Source organism: Kitasatospora sp. MAA19 (genome assembly GCF_029894125.1).
Taxonomy (GTDB): domain Bacteria; phylum Actinomycetota; class Actinomycetes; order Streptomycetales; family Streptomycetaceae; genus Kitasatospora.
Genome location: NZ_JARXYZ010000008.1, coordinates 105,458 through 122,474, shown reverse-complemented (window position 1 = coordinate 122,474; position 17,017 = coordinate 105,458). Strand labels below are relative to the sequence as shown.

Annotated in this window: 13 protein-coding genes; 6 read left to right on the top strand and 7 right to left on the bottom strand. The window is 74.1% G+C overall.

Going from position 1 to position 17,017, the window contains the following annotated elements; translation table 11 throughout:
* Positions 1–75 precede the first annotated feature (75 nt).
* Positions 76–2,013, top strand: a complete 1,938-nt coding sequence (locus tag P3T27_RS15225) for a hypothetical protein (RefSeq protein ID WP_280678543.1) — start codon at positions 76–78, stop codon at positions 2,011–2,013.
* A gap of 11 nt (positions 2,014–2,024) precedes the next feature.
* On the opposite strand, the gene P3T27_RS15220 is transcribed toward P3T27_RS15225, so the two are convergent.
* On the bottom strand, positions 2,025–2,249 hold the full coding sequence (locus P3T27_RS15220; protein WP_280678541.1) for a DUF6011 domain-containing protein: 225 nt from the start codon (positions 2,247–2,249) through the stop codon (positions 2,025–2,027).
* 40 nt (positions 2,250–2,289) lie between these two features.
* Here P3T27_RS15220 and P3T27_RS15215 point away from each other — a divergent pair, with 40 nt between their 5' ends.
* Positions 2,290–3,063, top strand: coding sequence for a TetR/AcrR family transcriptional regulator C-terminal domain-containing protein (locus tag P3T27_RS15215; protein WP_280678539.1), 774 nt, complete (start codon positions 2,290–2,292; stop codon positions 3,061–3,063).
* Positions 3,064–3,302: 239 nt separating this feature from the next.
* Positions 3,303–4,271 carry an EamA family transporter RarD gene (gene rarD / locus P3T27_RS15210; RefSeq protein WP_280678537.1) on the top strand — a complete coding sequence of 323 codons (969 nt, stop codon included), beginning with the start codon at positions 3,303–3,305 and terminating at the stop codon, positions 4,269–4,271.
* On the opposite strand, the gene P3T27_RS15205 is transcribed toward rarD, so the two are convergent.
* Genes P3T27_RS15205 through P3T27_RS15195 form a run of 3 tightly spaced genes read right to left on the bottom strand, consistent with a single transcriptional unit; the run spans position 4,261 to position 7,609 of the window.
* Positions 4,261–5,151, bottom strand: a complete 891-nt coding sequence (locus P3T27_RS15205; protein ID WP_280678535.1) for an ABC transporter permease — start codon at positions 5,149–5,151, stop codon at positions 4,261–4,263. The genes rarD and P3T27_RS15205 overlap by 11 nt on opposite strands.
* Positions 5,138–6,292: an ABC transporter ATP-binding protein gene (locus tag P3T27_RS15200; protein WP_280678533.1), complete on the bottom strand. Its 1,155-nt coding sequence runs from the start codon at positions 6,290–6,292 to the stop codon at positions 5,138–5,140. The genes P3T27_RS15205 and P3T27_RS15200 overlap by 14 nt, the downstream gene beginning before the upstream one ends.
* A gap of 3 nt (positions 6,293–6,295) precedes the next feature.
* Entirely contained in the window at positions 6,296–7,609 is a 1,314-nt protein-coding gene (locus P3T27_RS15195) for a DUF2092 domain-containing protein (RefSeq protein WP_280678531.1), read from the bottom strand.
* A gap of 197 nt (positions 7,610–7,806) precedes the next feature.
* Here P3T27_RS15195 and P3T27_RS15190 point away from each other — a divergent pair, with 197 nt between their 5' ends.
* A complete protein-coding gene (locus tag P3T27_RS15190; protein ID WP_280678529.1) occupies positions 7,807–10,380 on the top strand; it encodes a bifunctional FO biosynthesis protein CofGH in 2,574 nt (857 codons plus the stop codon).
* 173 nt (positions 10,381–10,553) lie between these two features.
* Positions 10,554–11,669 (top strand): ADP-ribosylglycohydrolase family protein, encoded by a 1,116-nt coding sequence (locus P3T27_RS15185; protein WP_280678527.1) that lies wholly within the window; start codon positions 10,554–10,556, stop codon positions 11,667–11,669.
* A 199-nt stretch (positions 11,670–11,868) separates the two neighbouring features.
* Here P3T27_RS15185 and P3T27_RS15180 read toward each other — a convergent pair whose 3' ends face one another.
* From P3T27_RS15180 to P3T27_RS15170, 3 genes are all read right to left on the bottom strand, one after another.
* Entirely contained in the window at positions 11,869–12,078 is a 210-nt protein-coding gene (locus P3T27_RS15180) for a DUF397 domain-containing protein (RefSeq protein ID WP_280678521.1), read from the bottom strand.
* Positions 12,078–12,938 carry a helix-turn-helix transcriptional regulator gene (locus P3T27_RS15175; RefSeq protein ID WP_280678519.1) on the bottom strand — a complete coding sequence of 287 codons (861 nt, stop codon included), beginning with the start codon at positions 12,936–12,938 and terminating at the stop codon, positions 12,078–12,080. The genes P3T27_RS15180 and P3T27_RS15175 overlap by 1 nt, the downstream gene beginning before the upstream one ends.
* A gap of 620 nt (positions 12,939–13,558) precedes the next feature.
* Positions 13,559–14,305 carry a GPP34 family phosphoprotein gene (locus P3T27_RS15170; RefSeq protein WP_280678517.1) on the bottom strand — a complete coding sequence of 249 codons (747 nt, stop codon included), beginning with the start codon at positions 14,303–14,305 and terminating at the stop codon, positions 13,559–13,561.
* A 298-nt stretch (positions 14,306–14,603) separates the two neighbouring features.
* Here P3T27_RS15170 and P3T27_RS15165 point away from each other — a divergent pair, with 298 nt between their 5' ends.
* The gene (locus tag P3T27_RS15165; protein ID WP_280678515.1) at positions 14,604–17,012 is read left to right on the top strand and encodes a D-alanyl-D-alanine carboxypeptidase; all 2,409 of its coding nucleotides are present in this window, start codon (positions 14,604–14,606) and stop codon (positions 17,010–17,012) included.
* The last annotated feature ends 5 nt before the right edge of the window (positions 17,013–17,017 follow it).

The following is a 17,017-nucleotide window of genomic DNA, read 5'->3' as shown; positions in this document are numbered from 1 at the left end:
GATCATCCGGTCGTCGTATACGCGGGATAACCTCATCCGCGCACATCGGAGACACCGCGAGCGGGGGACGAACACATGGGCCAGACCGACGACGAAGGCGACGAGCGGCTCGCGGCGGAGGGCGAGGTGGCGGTGGCCCGGCTGGCGATCGACTCCGGGGACCTCCCGCACGCCGCCGACCACCTGGCCGACGCGATCCTCGCCGACCCCCAGCTGCCCGAACTGCACGAGGCGCTGGCCGAGTTGTGCGCCGCCGCCGGAGGGCCGGCCGCGGCCCGCGAGCTGTTCCCGCTGGACGGCCAGGTCTACCTGGGCACCGTCGCCTGCCGGGCCCACGTCGAGGCCGCCGCCGGGGACTGGGACACCGCCGTCGGCCTGCTCGCCTCCGCGATCCAGTACGAGCCCGCGAGACCCTGGGCGCACACCGCCTGGCTCGCCCGCGAGGACCTGCCCGCCCTCGTCGACCCGGACGCCGTCGCCCAGGCGGTGGCCCGGGCGACCGGCGGGCTGCCCGACCCGCTACCGGCCGAACTCGCCGCCGCCGTCCAGCCGTTCGACGGCTTCGTGCAGGCCGTGGTGGCCCGCCACGGCGACCACGCGTTGCTGCTGGCGATGGCCTCCGGCCTCACCCGCCGCCTCGGTGCCACCGCCCGCGCCGTCGAACTCGCCGAACTGGCCCACCGCTTGGCCCCCGGCTACATGCCCTCCGTGATGCTCGGCAACGCCCTGCGCGCCCACGGCCGGCCCGAACGGGCGCTCGCCGTCTGGGAGGCCGAACTGGCCCGGGTCGAACCGGAGCGGGACAACACCAGCAGCTACCTCGCCGTCGACGTCGCCGAGCTGTACGGCACCCTCGGCCGCCCCGCCGACGGCCTGCCCTGGCTGGACCGCGTGCTCGCCACCGAACCCGACCACCCCAAGGCGGCCCCCGCCCGGTACGGCCTGCGCCACGCCGTCGACGGCGACCCCGCCCACCTGCTCGCCCTGGCCGACCACCACCGCGCCCACCCCGACCACGAGTACGCCCAGGACCTGCTGGAGCGGCTCAGCCACCGGGAGCCCTGGCTCGGCATGGTCTCCGGCGCCACCGAGGCGACCGTCAACGTGCTGCACCAGGTGCTCGCCGCCCCCGGCACCACCCGCGACAGCGAGATCGGGTGCAGGGCCTCCGCCGTCGAGCCGCCCAGCTCGCTGCTGGCCGTCCGCCTCGCGCTGCCGCTCGCCACCGTCGACTACCAGTCGGTCGCCGAGCCCGACCCCCGGCTTCCGCTGGTCGAACCCACCACCCGGATCTGGGCCTGGGACGGCACCGACCCGCGCCCGGCCGTCGCCCCGCCCGCGCCGGAGAGCGCCGAACTCGTCCGGTCCACCGCCGAGATCGTCTGGCCGACCGTCCCCGCCGCCTACGACCACGCCGTCCGGCTGGCCGGGCTGCCGCTGGACGACCTGCTCGGCACGCTCGTCCACCCGCCGATGCCCCGGGAGGACGAGCTCGGCCGGGCCCTGCTCGCCCACCAGCCCGAACTGTGGGTGCGGGCCGTCCAGGTCTTCGCCTGCCTCGGCATCGCGCACCACCGCACCGACCAGCCGTGGGAGGACTCCGACCGCCGCCGCGTGCTGGTCGACCTGCTGCTCGGGCCCGAGGACTGGGTGGTCGAGGCGGCCGGCTTCGCCCTCGTCGCGATCGGCTGGACGCACCCCGAGACCCGCGCCGACATCGCCGAGCGGCTCCGGCAGCGCCTGCACTACAGCGCCCGGGCGCGCCGCACCCGGGTGGTGACCGTCCTGCGGTCGCTGGCCGCGCTGGCGCTCGCCGCACCCTGGCTGCCCGAGGGCGACGCCGACCTGGCCCGGCGGCTGATCGAGCGGGTCGAGGCCCAGGAGACCCGGGAGGCCGCGGGGGCGGAGGAGGCCGAGGACAGTGCGGAACGTGAGGAGCCGGCCGAGGAGCGGCAGCCGGAACCCCGCCCCGGCTTCCTCCGCCGCCTCTTCGGGCGCGGCCCGCAGTCCTAGGGCCGGACGCCCTAGCCGACGCCCGGCAGCGGATCCTGGTCGACGTCGAAGCGCGCGACCCGCTCCGCCGGATCACGGCACTCCGGGCCGAGCCGGAGGATCCGCGACTCCGGGTCGTGCAGCGGGCGGTGGCAGCGGCGGCAGGTGACGCGGGGTCGGACGGCCTCGCGGGTGTCGGTGCCCGGGAGCGGCACGGGGCCGGCCGGGTCCGGGCTGCTGGTCGGGGCGCTGGTCATGGGGAGACGGTAGCCGGGCGGCCCGTGAAAAGATCCCCCCATGGCCACGGACCGCAGCAGCGCAGGAGACCCGGCGAGCACCCTCGCCCTGCTCTGGGGGCTGACCGCCGAGGAGAAGCCCGGGCGGCGCGGCCCGAAGCAGGCCCGGTCGACCGGTGAGATCGCCGCCGCGGCCATCGCCCTCGCCGACGCCGAGGGCGTGGAGGCCGTCACCATGCGCCGGGTGGCGCAGGAGCTGGGGCTGTCCCCGATGGCGCTGTACACCTACGTCCCCGGCAAGGCCGAACTGCTCGACCTGATGCTGGACACGGCCTACGCGGCGATGCCCCGCAGCACCCCCGCCGGCGACGGCTGGCGGGCCAGGGTCACCGCCGTCGCCGACGACAACCGGGCGCTCTACCGCGCCCACCCCTGGGTCGCGGCCGTCTCCACCAGCCGGCCGCCGCTCGGCCCGGGCCTGATGGCCAAGTACGAGTACGAGCTGCGCGCCTTCGAGGGCACCGGCCTGCCCGACGTCGAGCTGGACGCCGCGCTCACCCACCTGCTCGGCTTCGTCCAGACCTGCGCCCGGATGGCCGCCGACGAGCGCGCCGCCCGGCAGGACAGCGCGATGACCGACGCGCAGTGGTGGGCCGCCAACGCCGACCTGCTCGCCAAGGTCTTCGACGCCGAGCGCTACCCGGTCGCCGCCCGGGTGGGCGCCGCCGCCGGCGAGGCCCACGGCGGCGCGTACGACCCGGACCACGCGTACGCCTTCGGCCTGGCCCGCATCCTGGACGGCCTGGCGGCGCTGGTCACGCGCGGGCAGGGCTGACGGCGCCGGTCACGCGCGGGCGCCGCTGACCACGCGCGGTCGGTCCGCGCCGCGCTCGCGGTCTGACGCCCAGGACGCCAAGGCCCGACGTCTCCCCGGACGCCTCGGGGCCCGACGCCCGGGGCCCGAGGTTTCCCCAGGTCAGCGATGTCATGACCAAAATGCGGAAACGGAGATGACAGCCTGCCCTTCCGCCCGCTACCGTCACCTCGACACACGCGCGCGGAGGGCAGGCGGCCATGCCAGAGACAACCCAGCAGGACAGCGGCCGAGGCCTCTGGTACGGCTTCGCGGCCTACGGAATCTGGGGCCTCTTCCCCCTGTTCTGGCCACTGCTGGAGCCCGGCGCCGCCGACGACATCCTGGCCAACCGGATGGTCTGGTCCCTGGTCGCCGTGGTGCTGCTGCTGGTCGCCCAGCGGCACTGGGGCTGGATACGCCCGCTGCTGCGCCAGCCCCGCCGGGTCGCCATGCTGGCCGGCGCGGCCGTGGTGATCTCGATCAACTGGGGCGTCTACATCTGGGGCGTCAACGCCGGGCACGTGGTCGAGACCAGCCTCGGCTACTTCATCAACCCGCTGGTCACCATCGCCTTCGGCGTCCTGATGCTCAAGGAGCGGCTGCGCGTGGCGCAGTGGACGGCGGTCGGCATCGGCGCGGCCGCCGTCGTGGTGCTGAGCGTCGCGTACGGGCGGCTGCCGTGGATCGCGCTCACCCTGGCGCTGTCCTTCGCCACGTACGGCCTGCTGAAGAAGAAGGTCGGGCTGAGCGGGCTGGAGAGCCTGGCGGCGGAGAGCGCCTTCATGTTCCCGTTCGCGCTCGGCTACCTGGTCTACCTGGAGGTCAGCGGGCGCGGCACCTTCGGGCACACGGTGGCCGGCTCGTACGGCTGGGGGCACTCCGGGCTGCTGATGATCAGCGGGGTGGTCACGGCGATCCCGCTGCTGTTCTTCGGCGCGGCGGCCGTGCGGGTGCCGCTGACCGTGCTCGGGCTGCTGCAGTACCTGGCGCCGGTGTTCCAGTTCCTGATCGGCGTGGCGGTGTTCCACGAGTCGATGCCGCCCTCCCGCTGGGCCGGGTTCGCCCTGGTCTGGGCGGCCCTCGTGGTGCTCACCTGGGACGCGCTGCGCCAGCTGCGGGCCGACCGCGCGGGGCGGGCCGCGGCCGTGCCGCAGCCCGCCCCCGCCGAGGCGGCGGTCAGGCGCTGATGTCCCGGCTGGCGAAGCGGGACCAGGCCGCCGCGCCGAACACGGCGACGTAGGCGGCCTGCAGGCCGAGGTCCTTCCACACGCCGTCCCAGTACATCGGCTGGCGCAGCAGGTCCGCGAAGCTGAGCCAGTAGTGGGTGAACAGGAACGGCCGGACGGCGTCCAGCTGCGGGAAGGCGTCCAGGATCTGCACGGTGATCACCAGCCCGACGGTCGCGGCCATCGCCGCGATGCCGCTGCCGGTGAGCGTGGAGACGAACAGCCCGATGGCCACCAGCCCGGCCAGCGAGGCCGCCACCACCCCGGCCACCAGGACCGCCCGCAACAGCGCGTCGCCGAAGCCGATGGTGTCCCCGGAGATCAGCGTCACCTCGCCGAGCGGGAACAGCGCGGCGCCGGTGGCCAGCGCCGCCGCCGCGACCGCCGCGGTGGCGGCCAGGCAGAACACCAGCCCGGCGGTGAACTTGGCGGCCAGCAGCCTGGTCCGTCCGGCCGGCGCGACCAGCAGGTAGCGCAGCGTCCCGGTGGCCGCCTCGCCGGCGACCGAGTCCCCGGCGACCACGCCGACCGTCATCGGCAGGAACACCGGCAGCGCGACCGCGAGCGCGGTGAACACCAGGAACAGGCCGTTCTGGGTGGTCTGCGCGATGAAGTTCACGCCGCCGCCGCCCTCGTGCGGGCTGTCCGTGTTGAGCTTGACGACCACGCCGATCAGGATCGGCAGCACCGCCAGGATCCCCAGCAGCACCTTGGTGCGCATCCGGCGGAAGGTCAGGTGCAGCTCGTTGCGGAACAGCGCCAGGAACCCGGCCGCCGTCTGCGGCCGCCGCCCGATCCGGACGGGCGGTGCCGCGGGCCCCGCCGTCTCAGCCTGCGACATCGAAGCCCTCCCCGGTCAGCGCCACGAAGGCGTCCTCCAACGTGCCCCGCTCCAGCCCGAACCCGTGCACCCGCACGCCGGCCTCGACCAGCGCCGCGCACAGCTTCGGCAGCGCCTCCTCGGCCGACGTGCCGCCCGACGTGCCGCCCGACGTGCCGCCCGACGTGCCGCCCGACGTGCCGCCCGACGTGCCGGCCGACGACCCGAGCGCGCCGAGCTCGCCGTCCACCCGCCCGTCGCCGGGCAGCAGCGAACCGACCTGGTGGGCCGCCAGCACCTCCACGGCCTGGGCGACGTCCGGTGTGCGGACCACCAGCCGGCCCTGCGCCCGGGCGGCCAGCTCGGCGACGGTGCCCTGCACCACCAGCCGGCCCCGGGACATCACCGCCGCGTGCGAGCAGACCTGCTCGATCTCGTCCAGCAGGTGCGAGGAGAGGAACACCGTGGTGCCCTCCCCCGCGACCTCCCGCACCAGCGCCCGGATCTCACGCATGCCCTGCGGGTCCAGCCCGTTGGTGGGCTCGTCCAGCACCAGCAGCTCGCGCGGCTGCAGCAGCGCCGAGGCCAGGCCGAGCCGCTGCTTCATGCCCAGCGAGTAGGCGCGGGCCTTCTTGCCCGCCGCCGCGCTCAGCCCGACCCGCTCCAGCGCCGTCTCGACGCGGTGGCGCCGGGTGCGGGGGTCGGCGGTCGGATCGGCGGCGTCGAACCGGATCAGGTTGTCCCGCCCGGAGAGGAAGCCGTACAGCGCCGGGCCCTCGATCAGCGCGCCCACCCGGGGCAGCACGCCGGCGACGGACTGCGGCATCGGCTCGCCGAGGACGGTGGCCACGCCGGAGGTGGGGGAGATCAGGCCCATCAGCATCCGGATGGTGGTGGTCTTGCCGGAGCCGTTCGGGCCGAGGAAGCCGAAGACGGAGCCGCGCGGCACGCTCAGGTCCAGGCCGTCCACGGCGAGCTGGCCGCCCCGGAAGCGCTTGGTCAGGCCGCGGGTCCTGATCACGTCGTCGGTGCCGGAAACAACGGAGGCAGGGGAGGGGGAGGAGGGGGAGGTGGTGGTGGAAGGCGCGGGGGCCGGGCGCTGCTCGGCGCCCGGACCCCCGGCCGACTCCGTAACGTCCCCCGTTACGGGAGCCTTGGTCATCCGTCAGTTCACCCCGGCGGCGTGCTGCAGCACCGGCAGGGTCACCGCGCCGGCGAAGACCCGGCCGTCGTCGGTGACCAGGACGTTCACCACCTTGGTGCTGATCAGCGTGCCGCCGCCGACCGGCTTGCCGAGCGACTTCAGCAGCGCCTGCGGGTTCAGGGCCTGGCCCCGGCCGCCGTGCTTGCCGCTCTTCCCGCCGTCCTGCGGTGCGCCGACGGTGCCGGCGGGCAGCTGCGCCGAGACCACGGTCGTCCAGCCCTCGCCGATCACGTTCACGCCGTCGTGGCCCCGGCCGTCCGCTCCCGTGCCCGCCTGGCCCTTGCCCGCCTGGCCCTTGCCCGGTGCGCCCTGGCCGGCCGCGTCCTGCCCCGCCGCGTCGTGCCGTCCCGCGGCGCCGTCCGCCTTCTGCTCCGTCACCTTGGCGCCCTTGGGCACGGTGAAGTCGAAGGTCTTGCCGGCCGGCTTGGCGAAGGACACGTCGGTGAAGTGCACGTCCAGGACGGTGGAAGCGTCGACGCCCTTGACCACGACCGAGAGCGGCACCCCGTTGTCGGCGGCGACCGCGATCCGGACCTCGGCGACGGTCGAACCGGACTGGGTGGGCTTGACGCTCAGCTGGTACGCCTTCTGCCCGGCCACGTTGGCGGTGCCCGCCACGGTGACCGAGGTGGTGCCCGCGCTCGCGTCCAGGAACTGCCGGGCGGCCTCCTGCGGGGTCGTCGGCACCCCGGTCAGCGGAGCGCCCGGGTGCTTGCCGGTGTGCTGGGCGGCGGCCGCCGCCGGGCCGGTCAGGTGCACGGCGGTGTTGGTCGAGCTGTCCCAGGCCCAGGCCTGGTCGCCGTTGTGGACGACGGTGTAGCCGGCCATGTTCTCCAGCAGGTCCACCCGCTGGCGGTCCGGGCCGTCCACCGCGACCCGCAGGGTCTGGTCGCCGCCGAGCAGGCCGAGCAGCTTGGACTGCGGGTCCGCCGCCGAGGAGCCGCCGTCCTGGCCCCCGCCGCGGCCGGCCGCCGCGCCGAGCCCGCCGGCCGCGGCGCCGAGCAGCTGGCTGGGCAGGCCGAGGTCGGTGGAGACGGACACCGTGCCGGAGAGGCTCTGCGCGTCGGAGCCGAGCGCCTTGGCCACCACCTGCTCGGCCGTCAGGGTCGGAAGGTCGGGCGGGGAGTCGGCCGCCAGCGCGGGCACCAGCCCGATCCCGGTGGCGATCACCGCGGCCACCGCCAGCGGCACCCCGGCCCGTACCAGGGTGCGCCGTCGCGAACGGTACGGCACACCGCCGTCCACGCTGTCCCCCGCCGCCGTGTCAATGGTCATGGCGTCCTCAACTCCTCTGTGAACACGAGCGATTGGCTGTGCTCCTCCATTAGAGGCCCGCCGACCGCCCCCGTCATCGCCCTGCAGGGCCAGTTCGGGGTAAACCTCCCGGGTACACCGACCCTGAGAAGGCCTCAGGGTTGACTCCTCCGAACGTACGACACCTGGCGTAGGGTCGCGCCATGGACGGAACCGCCATGGACGCAAGCACCCCCCCGACCGCTAACGCGATGCGGCGCGCCCTGCGCCGCGCCCGGGACGGCGTCGCCCTCGACGTGACCGAGGCCGCCGTGCTGCTCCAGGCCAGAGGCGAGGACCTGAGCGACCTCTGTGCCGGCGCCGCCCGGGTCCGAGACGCCGGGCTGGCGGCGGCCGGGCGGCCCGGCGTCATCACCTACTCCAAGAGCGTCTTCATCCCGCTCACCCGGCTCTGCCGCGACAAGTGCCACTACTGCACCTTCGTCACCGTCCCCGGCAAGCTGCGCCGCGCCGGCCACGGGATGTTCATGTCCCCCGACGAGGTGCTGGACGTCGCCCGGCGCGGCGCCGAACTCGGCTGCAAGGAAGCCCTGATCACCCTCGGCGACAAGCCGGAGGACCGCTGGCCCGAGGCCCGCGAGTGGCTCGACGCGCACGGCTACGACGACACCATCGCCTACGTGCGGGCGATGTCGATCCGGATCCTGGAGGAGACCGGCCTGCTCCCGCACCTCAACCCCGGGGTGCTGAGCTGGACGGACTTCCAGCGGCTCAAGCCCGTCTCCGCCTCGATGGGCATGATGCTGGAGACCACCGCCACCCGGCTGTGGAGCGAGCCCGGCGGCCCGCACTTCGGCTCGCCGGACAAGGAGCCGGCCGTCCGGCTACGGGTGCTGGAGGACGCCGGGCGCAGCTCCGTCCCGTTCACCAGCGGCCTGCTGATCGGCATCGGCGAGACCTACCAGGAGCGCGCCGAGTCGCTGTTCGCGCTGCGCAAGGTCTCCCGCGCCTACCACGGCGTCCAGGAGCTGATCCTGCAGAACTTCCGCGCCAAGCCGGACACGGCGATGCGCGGCATGCCCGACGCCGAACTGGACGAGCTGGTCGCCACCGTGGCGGTGGCCCGGCACCTGATGGGCCCGGCCGCCTGCCTGCAGGCGCCGCCGAACCTGGTGGACGGTGAGTACGGGCGGCTGATCGCGGCCGGCGTCGACGACTGGGGCGGCGTCTCCCCGCTGACCCCCGACCACGTCAACCCCGAGCGCCCGTGGCCGCAGATCGAGCGGCTCGCCGAGCGCTCTGCGGCGGCCGGCTTCGAGCTGCGCGAGCGCCTGGCCGTCTACCCCGAGTACGTGCGGCGCGGCGAGCCCTGGCTGGACCCGCGGGTGCTGCCGCACGTGCGCGCCCTGGCCGACCCGCAGACCGGGCTGGCGAACCCGGACGCGGTGGTCCGCGGCCTGCCCTGGCAGGAGCCCGAGGACCTGCCCGACGCGTACGGGCGGACCGACCTGCACGCCACCATCGACACCGAGGGGCGCACCGGCGACCGCCGGGCCGACTTCGAGGACGTCTACGGCGACTGGGAGGTGCTGCGCGAGCAGGTGCTCGCCGCCGGCGCGCCGGAGCGGCTCGCGGGCGACCTGCGCGAGGCCCTGGCGGTGGCCGCCGACGACCCGACGCGGCTGACCGACGACCAGGCGCTGGCGCTGTTCCACGCGGACGGCCCGGCTCTGGACGCGCTCTGCCGGATCGCCGACGACGTCCGCCGGGACGCCGTCGGGGAGGACGTCACCTACTGCGTCACCCGGAACATCAACTTCACCAACGTCTGCTACACCGGCTGCCGCTTCTGCGCCTTCGCCCAGCGCCGCACCGACGCCGACGCCTACACCCTGTCGCTGCAGCAGGTCGCCGACCGCGCCGCGCAGGCCTGGGAGGTGGGCGCCACCGAGGTCTGCATGCAGGGCGGAATCCACCCGGACCTGCCCGGCACCGCCTACTTCGACATCGCCCGCGCGGTGAAGGAGCGGGTGCCCGGCATCCACGTGCACGCCTTCTCCCCGATGGAGGTGGTCAACGGCGCGACCCGCACCGGCCTGTCCATCCGCGACTGGCTCCAGCGGGCCAAGGAGAACGGCCTGGACAGCATCCCGGGCACCGCCGCCGAGATCCTGGACGACGAGGTCCGCTGGGTGCTCACCAAGGGCAAGCTGCCGGCCGCCACCTGGGTCGAGGTGGTCACCACCGCGCACGAGCTGGGCATCCGCTCCTCGTCCACGATGATGTACGGGCACGTGGACACCCCGGCGCACTGGCTCGGGCACCTGCGGCTGCTCGCCGGGATCCAGCAGCGCACCGGTGGCTTCACCGAGTTCGTGACCCTGCCGTTCATCCACACCAACGCGCCGGTCTACCTGGCCGGCATCGCCCGGCCCGGCCCGACCGCCCGGGACAACCGCGCGGTGGTCGCGATGGCCCGGCTGCTGCTGCACCCGCACATCCCCAACATCCAGACCAGCTGGGTCAAGCTGGGCGCGGAGGGCGCCGCCGAGATGCTCCGCTCGGGCGCCAACGACCTGGGCGGCACGCTGATGGAGGAGACCATCTCGCGGATGGCCGGTTCGGCGTACGGGAGTTACAAGTCGGTGCGGGACCTCCAGGCGATCGCCGAGGCGGCGGGCCGCCCGCACCGCCAGCGCACCACCACCTACGGCGAGGTGCCGGCCGAGCGCCGGGCGGCGGCGCTGGCCTCGGACGGGCACCTGCCGGAGCTGCTGCCGGTCGTGGACTGATCCCGGCGGCGTGGCCGCCCGGGGCGCCGGACGGCGGGGTTGCAACAGTGTGTTGAAGTGCTGGTGTTCGAGGTGGCTCGTCGATACGTTCGAACCTTCGAATACAGTGCCAGGGCGCGCGACCGGCCGAGCGTCGCGCGGCCCCCTGCCCCGAGGAAAGGCGCCCCGTCGTGATGCCACTGTGGTCACGCGCCCAGCAGCAGGACTTCCGCAGCCGGGTGCGGGGCTGTCTGCTCGGCGGTGCCATCGGCGACGCGCTCGGTGCCGGCGTCGAGTTCGAGCCGCTGGAGAAGATCCGCGCCCAGCACGGCCCGCAGGGCGTCACCGGGTACGTCCCCGCGTACGGGCGCACCGGCGCCGTCACCGACGACACCCAGCTCACCCTGTTCACCGTCGACGGCCTGATCCGCGCCCACATCCGGCGCGACACCGGCAGCTGGCACCCGCCCACCGACCTGCACCTGGCCTACCTGCGCTGGGCCGCCAGCCAGCGCGACTGGGGCCCCGACGAGCGCCGCCCCGACCTCGGCTGGCTCGGCCGCGAGGAGTGGCTGTACGCCCAGCGCGCCCCCGGCCAGGGCTGCCTGTCCGGCCTCTCCGGTGCCGAGGGCGAGCGTCTCGGCACCCTGGAGCGGCCCAAGAACCCGCACTCCAAGGCCTGCGGCACGGTGGTGCGGGCGGCGCCGTTCGGGCTGCTCACCACCTGGGAGCCGGGCCTGGTGTTCCAACTCGCGGTGGAGTGCGCGGTGCTCACCCACGGCCACCCGACCGGCTACCTCGCGGCCGGCGCGTTCGCGGTGATCGTCCACAGCGTGGCCCGCGGCGGCACCCTGGAGGAGGGCGTCCACCTCGCCCTGGCCCTGCTCTCCGAGCGGCAGGCGCACGAGGAGACCACCGCCGCGCTGCGGGCCGCGCTGGACGCCGTCCGGGCCGGCGAGCCGTCCGCCGACCGGGTCGAGGCGCTGGGGGAGGGCTGGGTCGCCGAGGAGGCACTGGCGATCGGGGTCTACTGCGCACTCGTCGCGCACGACGTGCGCTCGGGCCTGCTGCTCGCGGTCAACCACTCCGGGGACAGCGACTCCACCGGCGCGATCTGCGGGAACCTGCTCGGGGTGCTGCACGGTGACACCGCGCTGCCGTCCGGGCTGGTGGCCGGGCTGGAGGGGCGCGGCGCGATCCTCGAACTGGCCGACGACTTCGTGCTGGAGCTGATGCACGGCGCCGAACTGCACGACCCGCGGACCCCGGAGGGGCTGATCTGGTCCGGCCGGTACCCGGTGGTGCGCTGAGACCATCAGGTGGTGCGCCGAACGGGAGCGGTGCGAACGACAGTTGCCCGTAGCGTCGGCCGCCGCCGGAGAGGGCGACGGCCACCGCTACGGGCAACTGGACCGAGCACGGAGCCGGATCGGGGTCCCGCGGCCTTGCTGAGGGACCGGATCGGGGGGCCGGACCGGGGGCTGGATCGGGGCCTGACGAGGGGCCGGATCAGGGGCCGCCGAACGCCCCCGCGGCCGTGGCGCTCGCGAACGCGTTCCAGGCCTCGGCGGAGAAGCGGAGCTGCGGTCCCTGAGGGTCCTTCGAGTCCCGTACCGCCACCGCCCCGGCGGCCGGCCTGGCGATCTCCACACAAGCGCCGTTGCCGCCGCTGTGACTGCTCTTGCGCCAGCGGGTTCCGTGCTCGGAGGTGGTGCTCATCAGTGGTATCCCTCTTCAATCTCAGCTATCAGTGTCCGGCTCTCCGCCACGCCGAGCGCTGCCGCCCTCAGGTAGTCGTACAGACCGGTATAGCGGCGCACGTCCGCGTCCTTCTCCAGGTAGAGATCGCTCGTCACCCCTTCGAAGTAGACAACCGTGGAATCGGCTGACTCGGGGAACTCCAGCAGGGAGAATGTCCCGGTCATGCCGGGGTGGGCACCGGCCGAGAACGGGATCACCTGGATCGTGATGTTCGGCCGCTGGCTCAGCTCCATCATGTGCTTCAGCTGCTGGGCCATCACCTCGCGGCTGCCGACCTCGCGGCGCAGCACCGCCTCGTCTATGACGGTCCACAGGCTGCCCAGCTGGTTCTCGCCCTGGATGCGGTCCTGGCGCTTCATCCGGACCTGCACCCGGCGCTGCACGGCGAGCGCGTCGGTGTCCGGCTGGGTGCCCTCGACGACGGCCTGCGCGTACTGCTCGGTCTGCAGCAGGCCCGGGACGAACGAGGACTCGTACGCGCGGATCGAGGAGGCTTCGGCCTCCAGCCCGATGTAGACGCTGTACGGGGTCGGCATGTCGTTGAAGTCGTGCCACCAGCCGCGCTGGCGCGACTCCTTGGCCATCTCCATGAGGCTGGCGCGCAGCTGCTCGTCGTTCACGAGGTAGACGTCGCAGAGGTCGCGCACGTCGCGCTGGCTGATGCTGCGGCGGCCGTTCTCCAGTCGGCTGATCTTCGACTGGGAGACCATCAGCCGGCCGGCCACCTCCTCCGCGGTCATCCCGAGGCCTTCGCGGAGCTTGCGCAGCTCCGAGCCGAGGCGCCGGCGGCGCACGGTGGGATTGATGTTGGCGGACACGTCGACCTCCGGCCGGACCTCTGGTGATCGTTGGAACGGCAGCCCTCGGAACACTTCGGACATTGGGACCAACCCCCCTGACTTGGAGCAGCATGTCATCTTGGGCCAGGTCGGCGTCAGGGAATCACAGGAGCGCAGTAGAACAGATCGTCGGAAAAGCACTTCTGTGAGACGCCGAAGGTCCCCAGGTGGTAATGCGGCTCAGCGGCTCGTACCGGTACGTGCTGTGAGTTGCGCTCCCCGGCGGTGCAGGTGCCGGTGGCACATGCGAGGACAGGGTCCGCCGGGTTCCCCGGGCGGGCCTCGGCGGGTCCTCGGGGACGGCAGAGGGGCGGTCGCCGGGCGACTTCCGTCGCGGGGCGACCGCCCCTCCGTGCTTCTGGTGGTGCGGGTGGTGCGGGTGGTGCACGTCGTGCCGGCTGGTGCGTTGGTGGTGCGTCGGGTCGCTCAGCGCCGTCGGGCGGCGTGAGCGAGGTGGCGCGCGCCGTCGGGCGTGTCGCCAGGCGTGCCGTGCAGGCCGTGTGCGTCATGCAGGCCGTGCGTGCCGTACGGGCCGTGCGTGCCGCACGGCGGTCGGTACGGGGTTCGGGACGGCGTTCCGTGCGCCGGGGCGGCCCCGGTCAGCGGACGCCGACCCGTGAGGCGGCGACCCGCCCGGAACCCCGGCCCGCCGCACGGGCGCCGGAGCGGCCGGTGCCGGAGGCGCCGGTCGCGGACCCCTGGGGTGAACGGTTCTGCTGCGCCGGCAGGCCGTTCTGCACGTCCATCACGGCGTGCGCGACCATCCCGCCCAGCGGGTCGTACCGGATCAGGTCGCGCAACCGCGACCGTGAGGACCGGCCCTCGTTGCCCGGGTACAGGTGCTTGCCCAGGCCCACCGAGTGGGCCAGGGCCGCCAGCGCCGCCGTCCGCGGGTCCGGCGGCACGCCGGTGCGGATGGCGGTGTCCAGCCGCTGTTTGATCGCGGCGTTGGTGCAGTCGTCCGACGCCTGGTAGCGGGTCGTCGGCAGCACCCCGCACACCTGGCCCGGCACGGCCGTGACCATGCCGCAGCGCTCCAAGTGCGCCAGGTAGGTCTGCCGCAGCCCCAGTCGGGGCCCGCCGATCCAGTGCGCCGCGCGGACCGGACTGCCGCGTCGGCGCAGCAGTTCCAGTGCGTGGTCCAGAGTCGGGTCGCCGGTCGGCCGTGCGAGCACGACAGCGATCCGGTCTCCCTCCGGTACGATCCGTCCGGCCAGGGACAGCTCGACGAGCTGCGCCCCGGCGAGTCCGAGGTCGAGGGTCTGCGGCTGCGCCGTGGTACCCGTGGTCGGGTCCAAAGCGAGCAGCAAGAGTTCCTCGGGAACAGTTCTGCGGCTCTTGCCCATCCAAGCCTCCCCGCGTGGATGAGAGACAGGGTGACGCCTCTCACACGGGCTTGTCGAGTACGCCTCCGAATCGTGACCTTGCGGTGAAGGCGGGGAACCAGGGGCGGTGGGCCGGGCGTCTGACCGGTGAACGGGCCGCAGCGCGGCCGTGCGACGGCAATAAGCGCCGGTCGGGCGGGGTGTGCGCGGCCGGATCGGCCGTCGGTGGCGGAGACTGTACAGGTACACGGGGCGGGGCGTCGGCTTCCCGAAATCGGGTCTGCCGGTGCCCCGCCGGGCGTTGAGGAGGCTGGGATACGTGGGCGAGTCCCCCGACAGGGTGCTGAGGGACGGCGAGCGGGCGCAGGAGCGCGAACGCGAACGGACCGGGACGGCCGCCGGTGCCGGTGCGGACCCCGACGGCACCGCGGGCCCGGAGGCCGATGCCGCCCCCGGCGACGCGCCGGAGAAGGGGGCCAAGCGCGGCTCGACCGTACAGCTCCGTGTCCGGGATGTGGACAGCAAGACCACGATGCTGCGGCTGCCGGTGGACAGCGCGACCACCGCGCTGCGGCTGCCCGAGGAGCTGACGAAGCCCGCCGCTGCCAGGAATTCCGAGGATGCAGCGGAGGTCGCAGAGACTGCGGAGGCTTCCGCCGCCGCGGACGCAGTGCCCGAGCGGCCCGTCGGCGCCGACCCGCGTCTCGCTATGCGGACGGCCGCGGAGGGCGCGGCAGTCGCGGGGAAGGGTGCGGCGGAGAGCACGGCGGCGGCCGGTGGGAAGAGCGCGGCCGAGGGCGACACGCCGGGGGCGTCCGCGCCCGCCGAGGGCGACGCACGCGAGGCGGACGTGCCTGAGTCCGACGAGCCCGAGTCCGACGAGCCCGAGTCCGACGAGCCCGAGTCCGACGAGCCCGGGGCGGATGTGCCGGAGGCCGACGCGCTCGGGACTGACGCACCGAAGACTGACGCGCCGAAGGAGGCCGCGGCCGAGTCCGCCGCCCCCGCCGCCCCCGCCGTCCCCGCCGCCCCCGCCGAGTCCGCCGAGTCGGACGGGTCGGCTGAGGCCGATTCGGCTGCCGAGGACCCCGCGCCGGTGAAGCCGGTGAAGTCGGTCGCGTCCGAGAAGCTGGAGAAGCTCGGGCCGCTGCGCGCCCCCGCCGCCCCCGCGGCCGGTACCGTTCCCGAGCCCCCGGTGCCGAGCCCGGTGCCCGAGCCGTCCCCCGTCCCGGATCCGGTGCCCGAGCCGCACCCGGCGCCCAAGCCCATCCCCGAACCCGAGCCGCAGCCGGGCCCGGAGCCGCTGCCGAAGCCGGCCCCCGTGCCCGAGCCCGGCCCCGCCCCGGCCCCCGAGCCGCTGCCCACCCCCGACCCGCGGCCGGTGCCGCCCGTCCCGCCGCTGCCGAAGCCCGAGCCGCTGCCCGCCCCGGAGCCGCTGACCTCGCCGGAGAACACCGCCGAGGCGATGGATGTCCTGGCGACCCTCAACGCCCGCCCGGTCTCACCGCTGCGCCGCGCGCTCAAGCGGGTCACCATCTGGACGGTCTTCCTGGCCGTGGTGCTCGGCGCGGCGGTGGTGGCCCAGTTGCTGCGCCCGCTGCCGGACGCCAAGGTGCGGCTGACCGCCGCGAGCGGCTTCAGCTTCGGCGGTGACCAGCTCGACCTCGCCTGGCCGGCCAAGGGCCAGTCCGCGGCCGAGGTGGTCGGCGTGGGCAGCCTGGGCAGCTCCGGCCCGGAGACGCCGGCCTCGATCGCCAGCGTCACCAAGGTGATGAACGCCTACCTGATCCTGCAGAAGTTCCCGCTGAAGAAGGGGGAGAGCGGCCCGAAGATCACCGTCGACAAGCAGGCCGCGCAGGAGTCCGGCAACGTCGACGAGTCGAAGGTGCCGCTCACCGAGAACCAGGTGCTCACCGAGTACCAGGCGCTGGAGATGCTGATGCTGCCGTCGGCCAACAACGTGGCCCGGCTGCTCGCCCGCTTCCACTCCGGCTCCGAGGAGGCGTTCGTCAAGCTGATGAACGAGACCGCGGCCAAGTTCGGGATGGGCAACACCACGTACGCGGACCCGGCCGGCTTCAACGCGGACACCAAGAGCACCGCCAAGGACCAGCTGAAGCTGGCCGAGCAGGTCATGCAGGACGAGATCTTCCGCCAGATCGTCTCCACCCCGGACACCACCCTCGGCACCCAGAAGGTCTTCAACACCAACACCCTGATCAACCCGAAGGCCGGGATCATCGGGGTCAAGACCGGCTCCAGCACTCCGGCCGGCGGCTGCCTGATGTGGGCCGCCTACAAGGAGATCGGCGGTGTGAAGCGGCTGATCCTGGGTGTCACCCTGGGGCAGCAGGCCACCTCCTCGGCCCCCGCCGACGGCATCCTCCCGACGGTGCTGAAGGTCAGCGGCAAGCAGATCCAGGCCGCGCAGAACGGCCTGACCGGCCAGACCCTCGCCAAGAAGGGCGACGTCGTCGGCTCCGTCGAGGACGGTCTCGGCGGCAAGGTCCCGGTCGTCGCGACCAAGGACCTCGTGGTGGCCGGTTTCCCCGGCGTCACCGGCACGCTCAGCCTGGACGCGGCGAAGCTCGGCCACACCGCGAAGGCCGGCCAGGAGGTCGGCACGCTGTGGGTGGGCGAGGGCGAGAACCGGGCGACGGTCCCGGTGGCCCTTCAGTCCGACCTGAACCCGCCGTCCATCCAGTCCCGGCTGACCCGCACGCTCTGAACCCG

Coding starts and splice junctions, on each gene's coding strand:
- P3T27_RS15225 (WP_280678543.1), top strand. CDS start 76: ATGGGCCAGACCGACGACGAAGGCGACGAGCGGCTCGCGGCGGAGGGC.
- P3T27_RS15220 (WP_280678541.1), bottom strand. CDS start 2,249: ATGACCAGCGCCCCGACCAGCAGCCCGGACCCGGCCGGCCCCGTGCCG.
- P3T27_RS15215 (WP_280678539.1), top strand. CDS start 2,290: ATGGCCACGGACCGCAGCAGCGCAGGAGACCCGGCGAGCACCCTCGCC.
- rarD (WP_280678537.1), top strand. CDS start 3,303: ATGCCAGAGACAACCCAGCAGGACAGCGGCCGAGGCCTCTGGTACGGC.
- P3T27_RS15205 (WP_280678535.1), bottom strand. CDS start 5,151: ATGTCGCAGGCTGAGACGGCGGGGCCCGCGGCACCGCCCGTCCGGATC.
- P3T27_RS15200 (WP_280678533.1), bottom strand. CDS start 6,292: ATGACCAAGGCTCCCGTAACGGGGGACGTTACGGAGTCGGCCGGGGGT.
- P3T27_RS15195 (WP_280678531.1), bottom strand. CDS start 7,609: ATGACCATTGACACGGCGGCGGGGGACAGCGTGGACGGCGGTGTGCCG.
- P3T27_RS15190 (WP_280678529.1), top strand. CDS start 7,807: ATGGACGCAAGCACCCCCCCGACCGCTAACGCGATGCGGCGCGCCCTG.
- P3T27_RS15185 (WP_280678527.1), top strand. CDS start 10,554: ATGCCACTGTGGTCACGCGCCCAGCAGCAGGACTTCCGCAGCCGGGTG.
- P3T27_RS15180 (WP_280678521.1), bottom strand. CDS start 12,078: ATGAGCACCACCTCCGAGCACGGAACCCGCTGGCGCAAGAGCAGTCAC.
- P3T27_RS15170 (WP_280678517.1), bottom strand. CDS start 14,305: ATGGGCAAGAGCCGCAGAACTGTTCCCGAGGAACTCTTGCTGCTCGCT.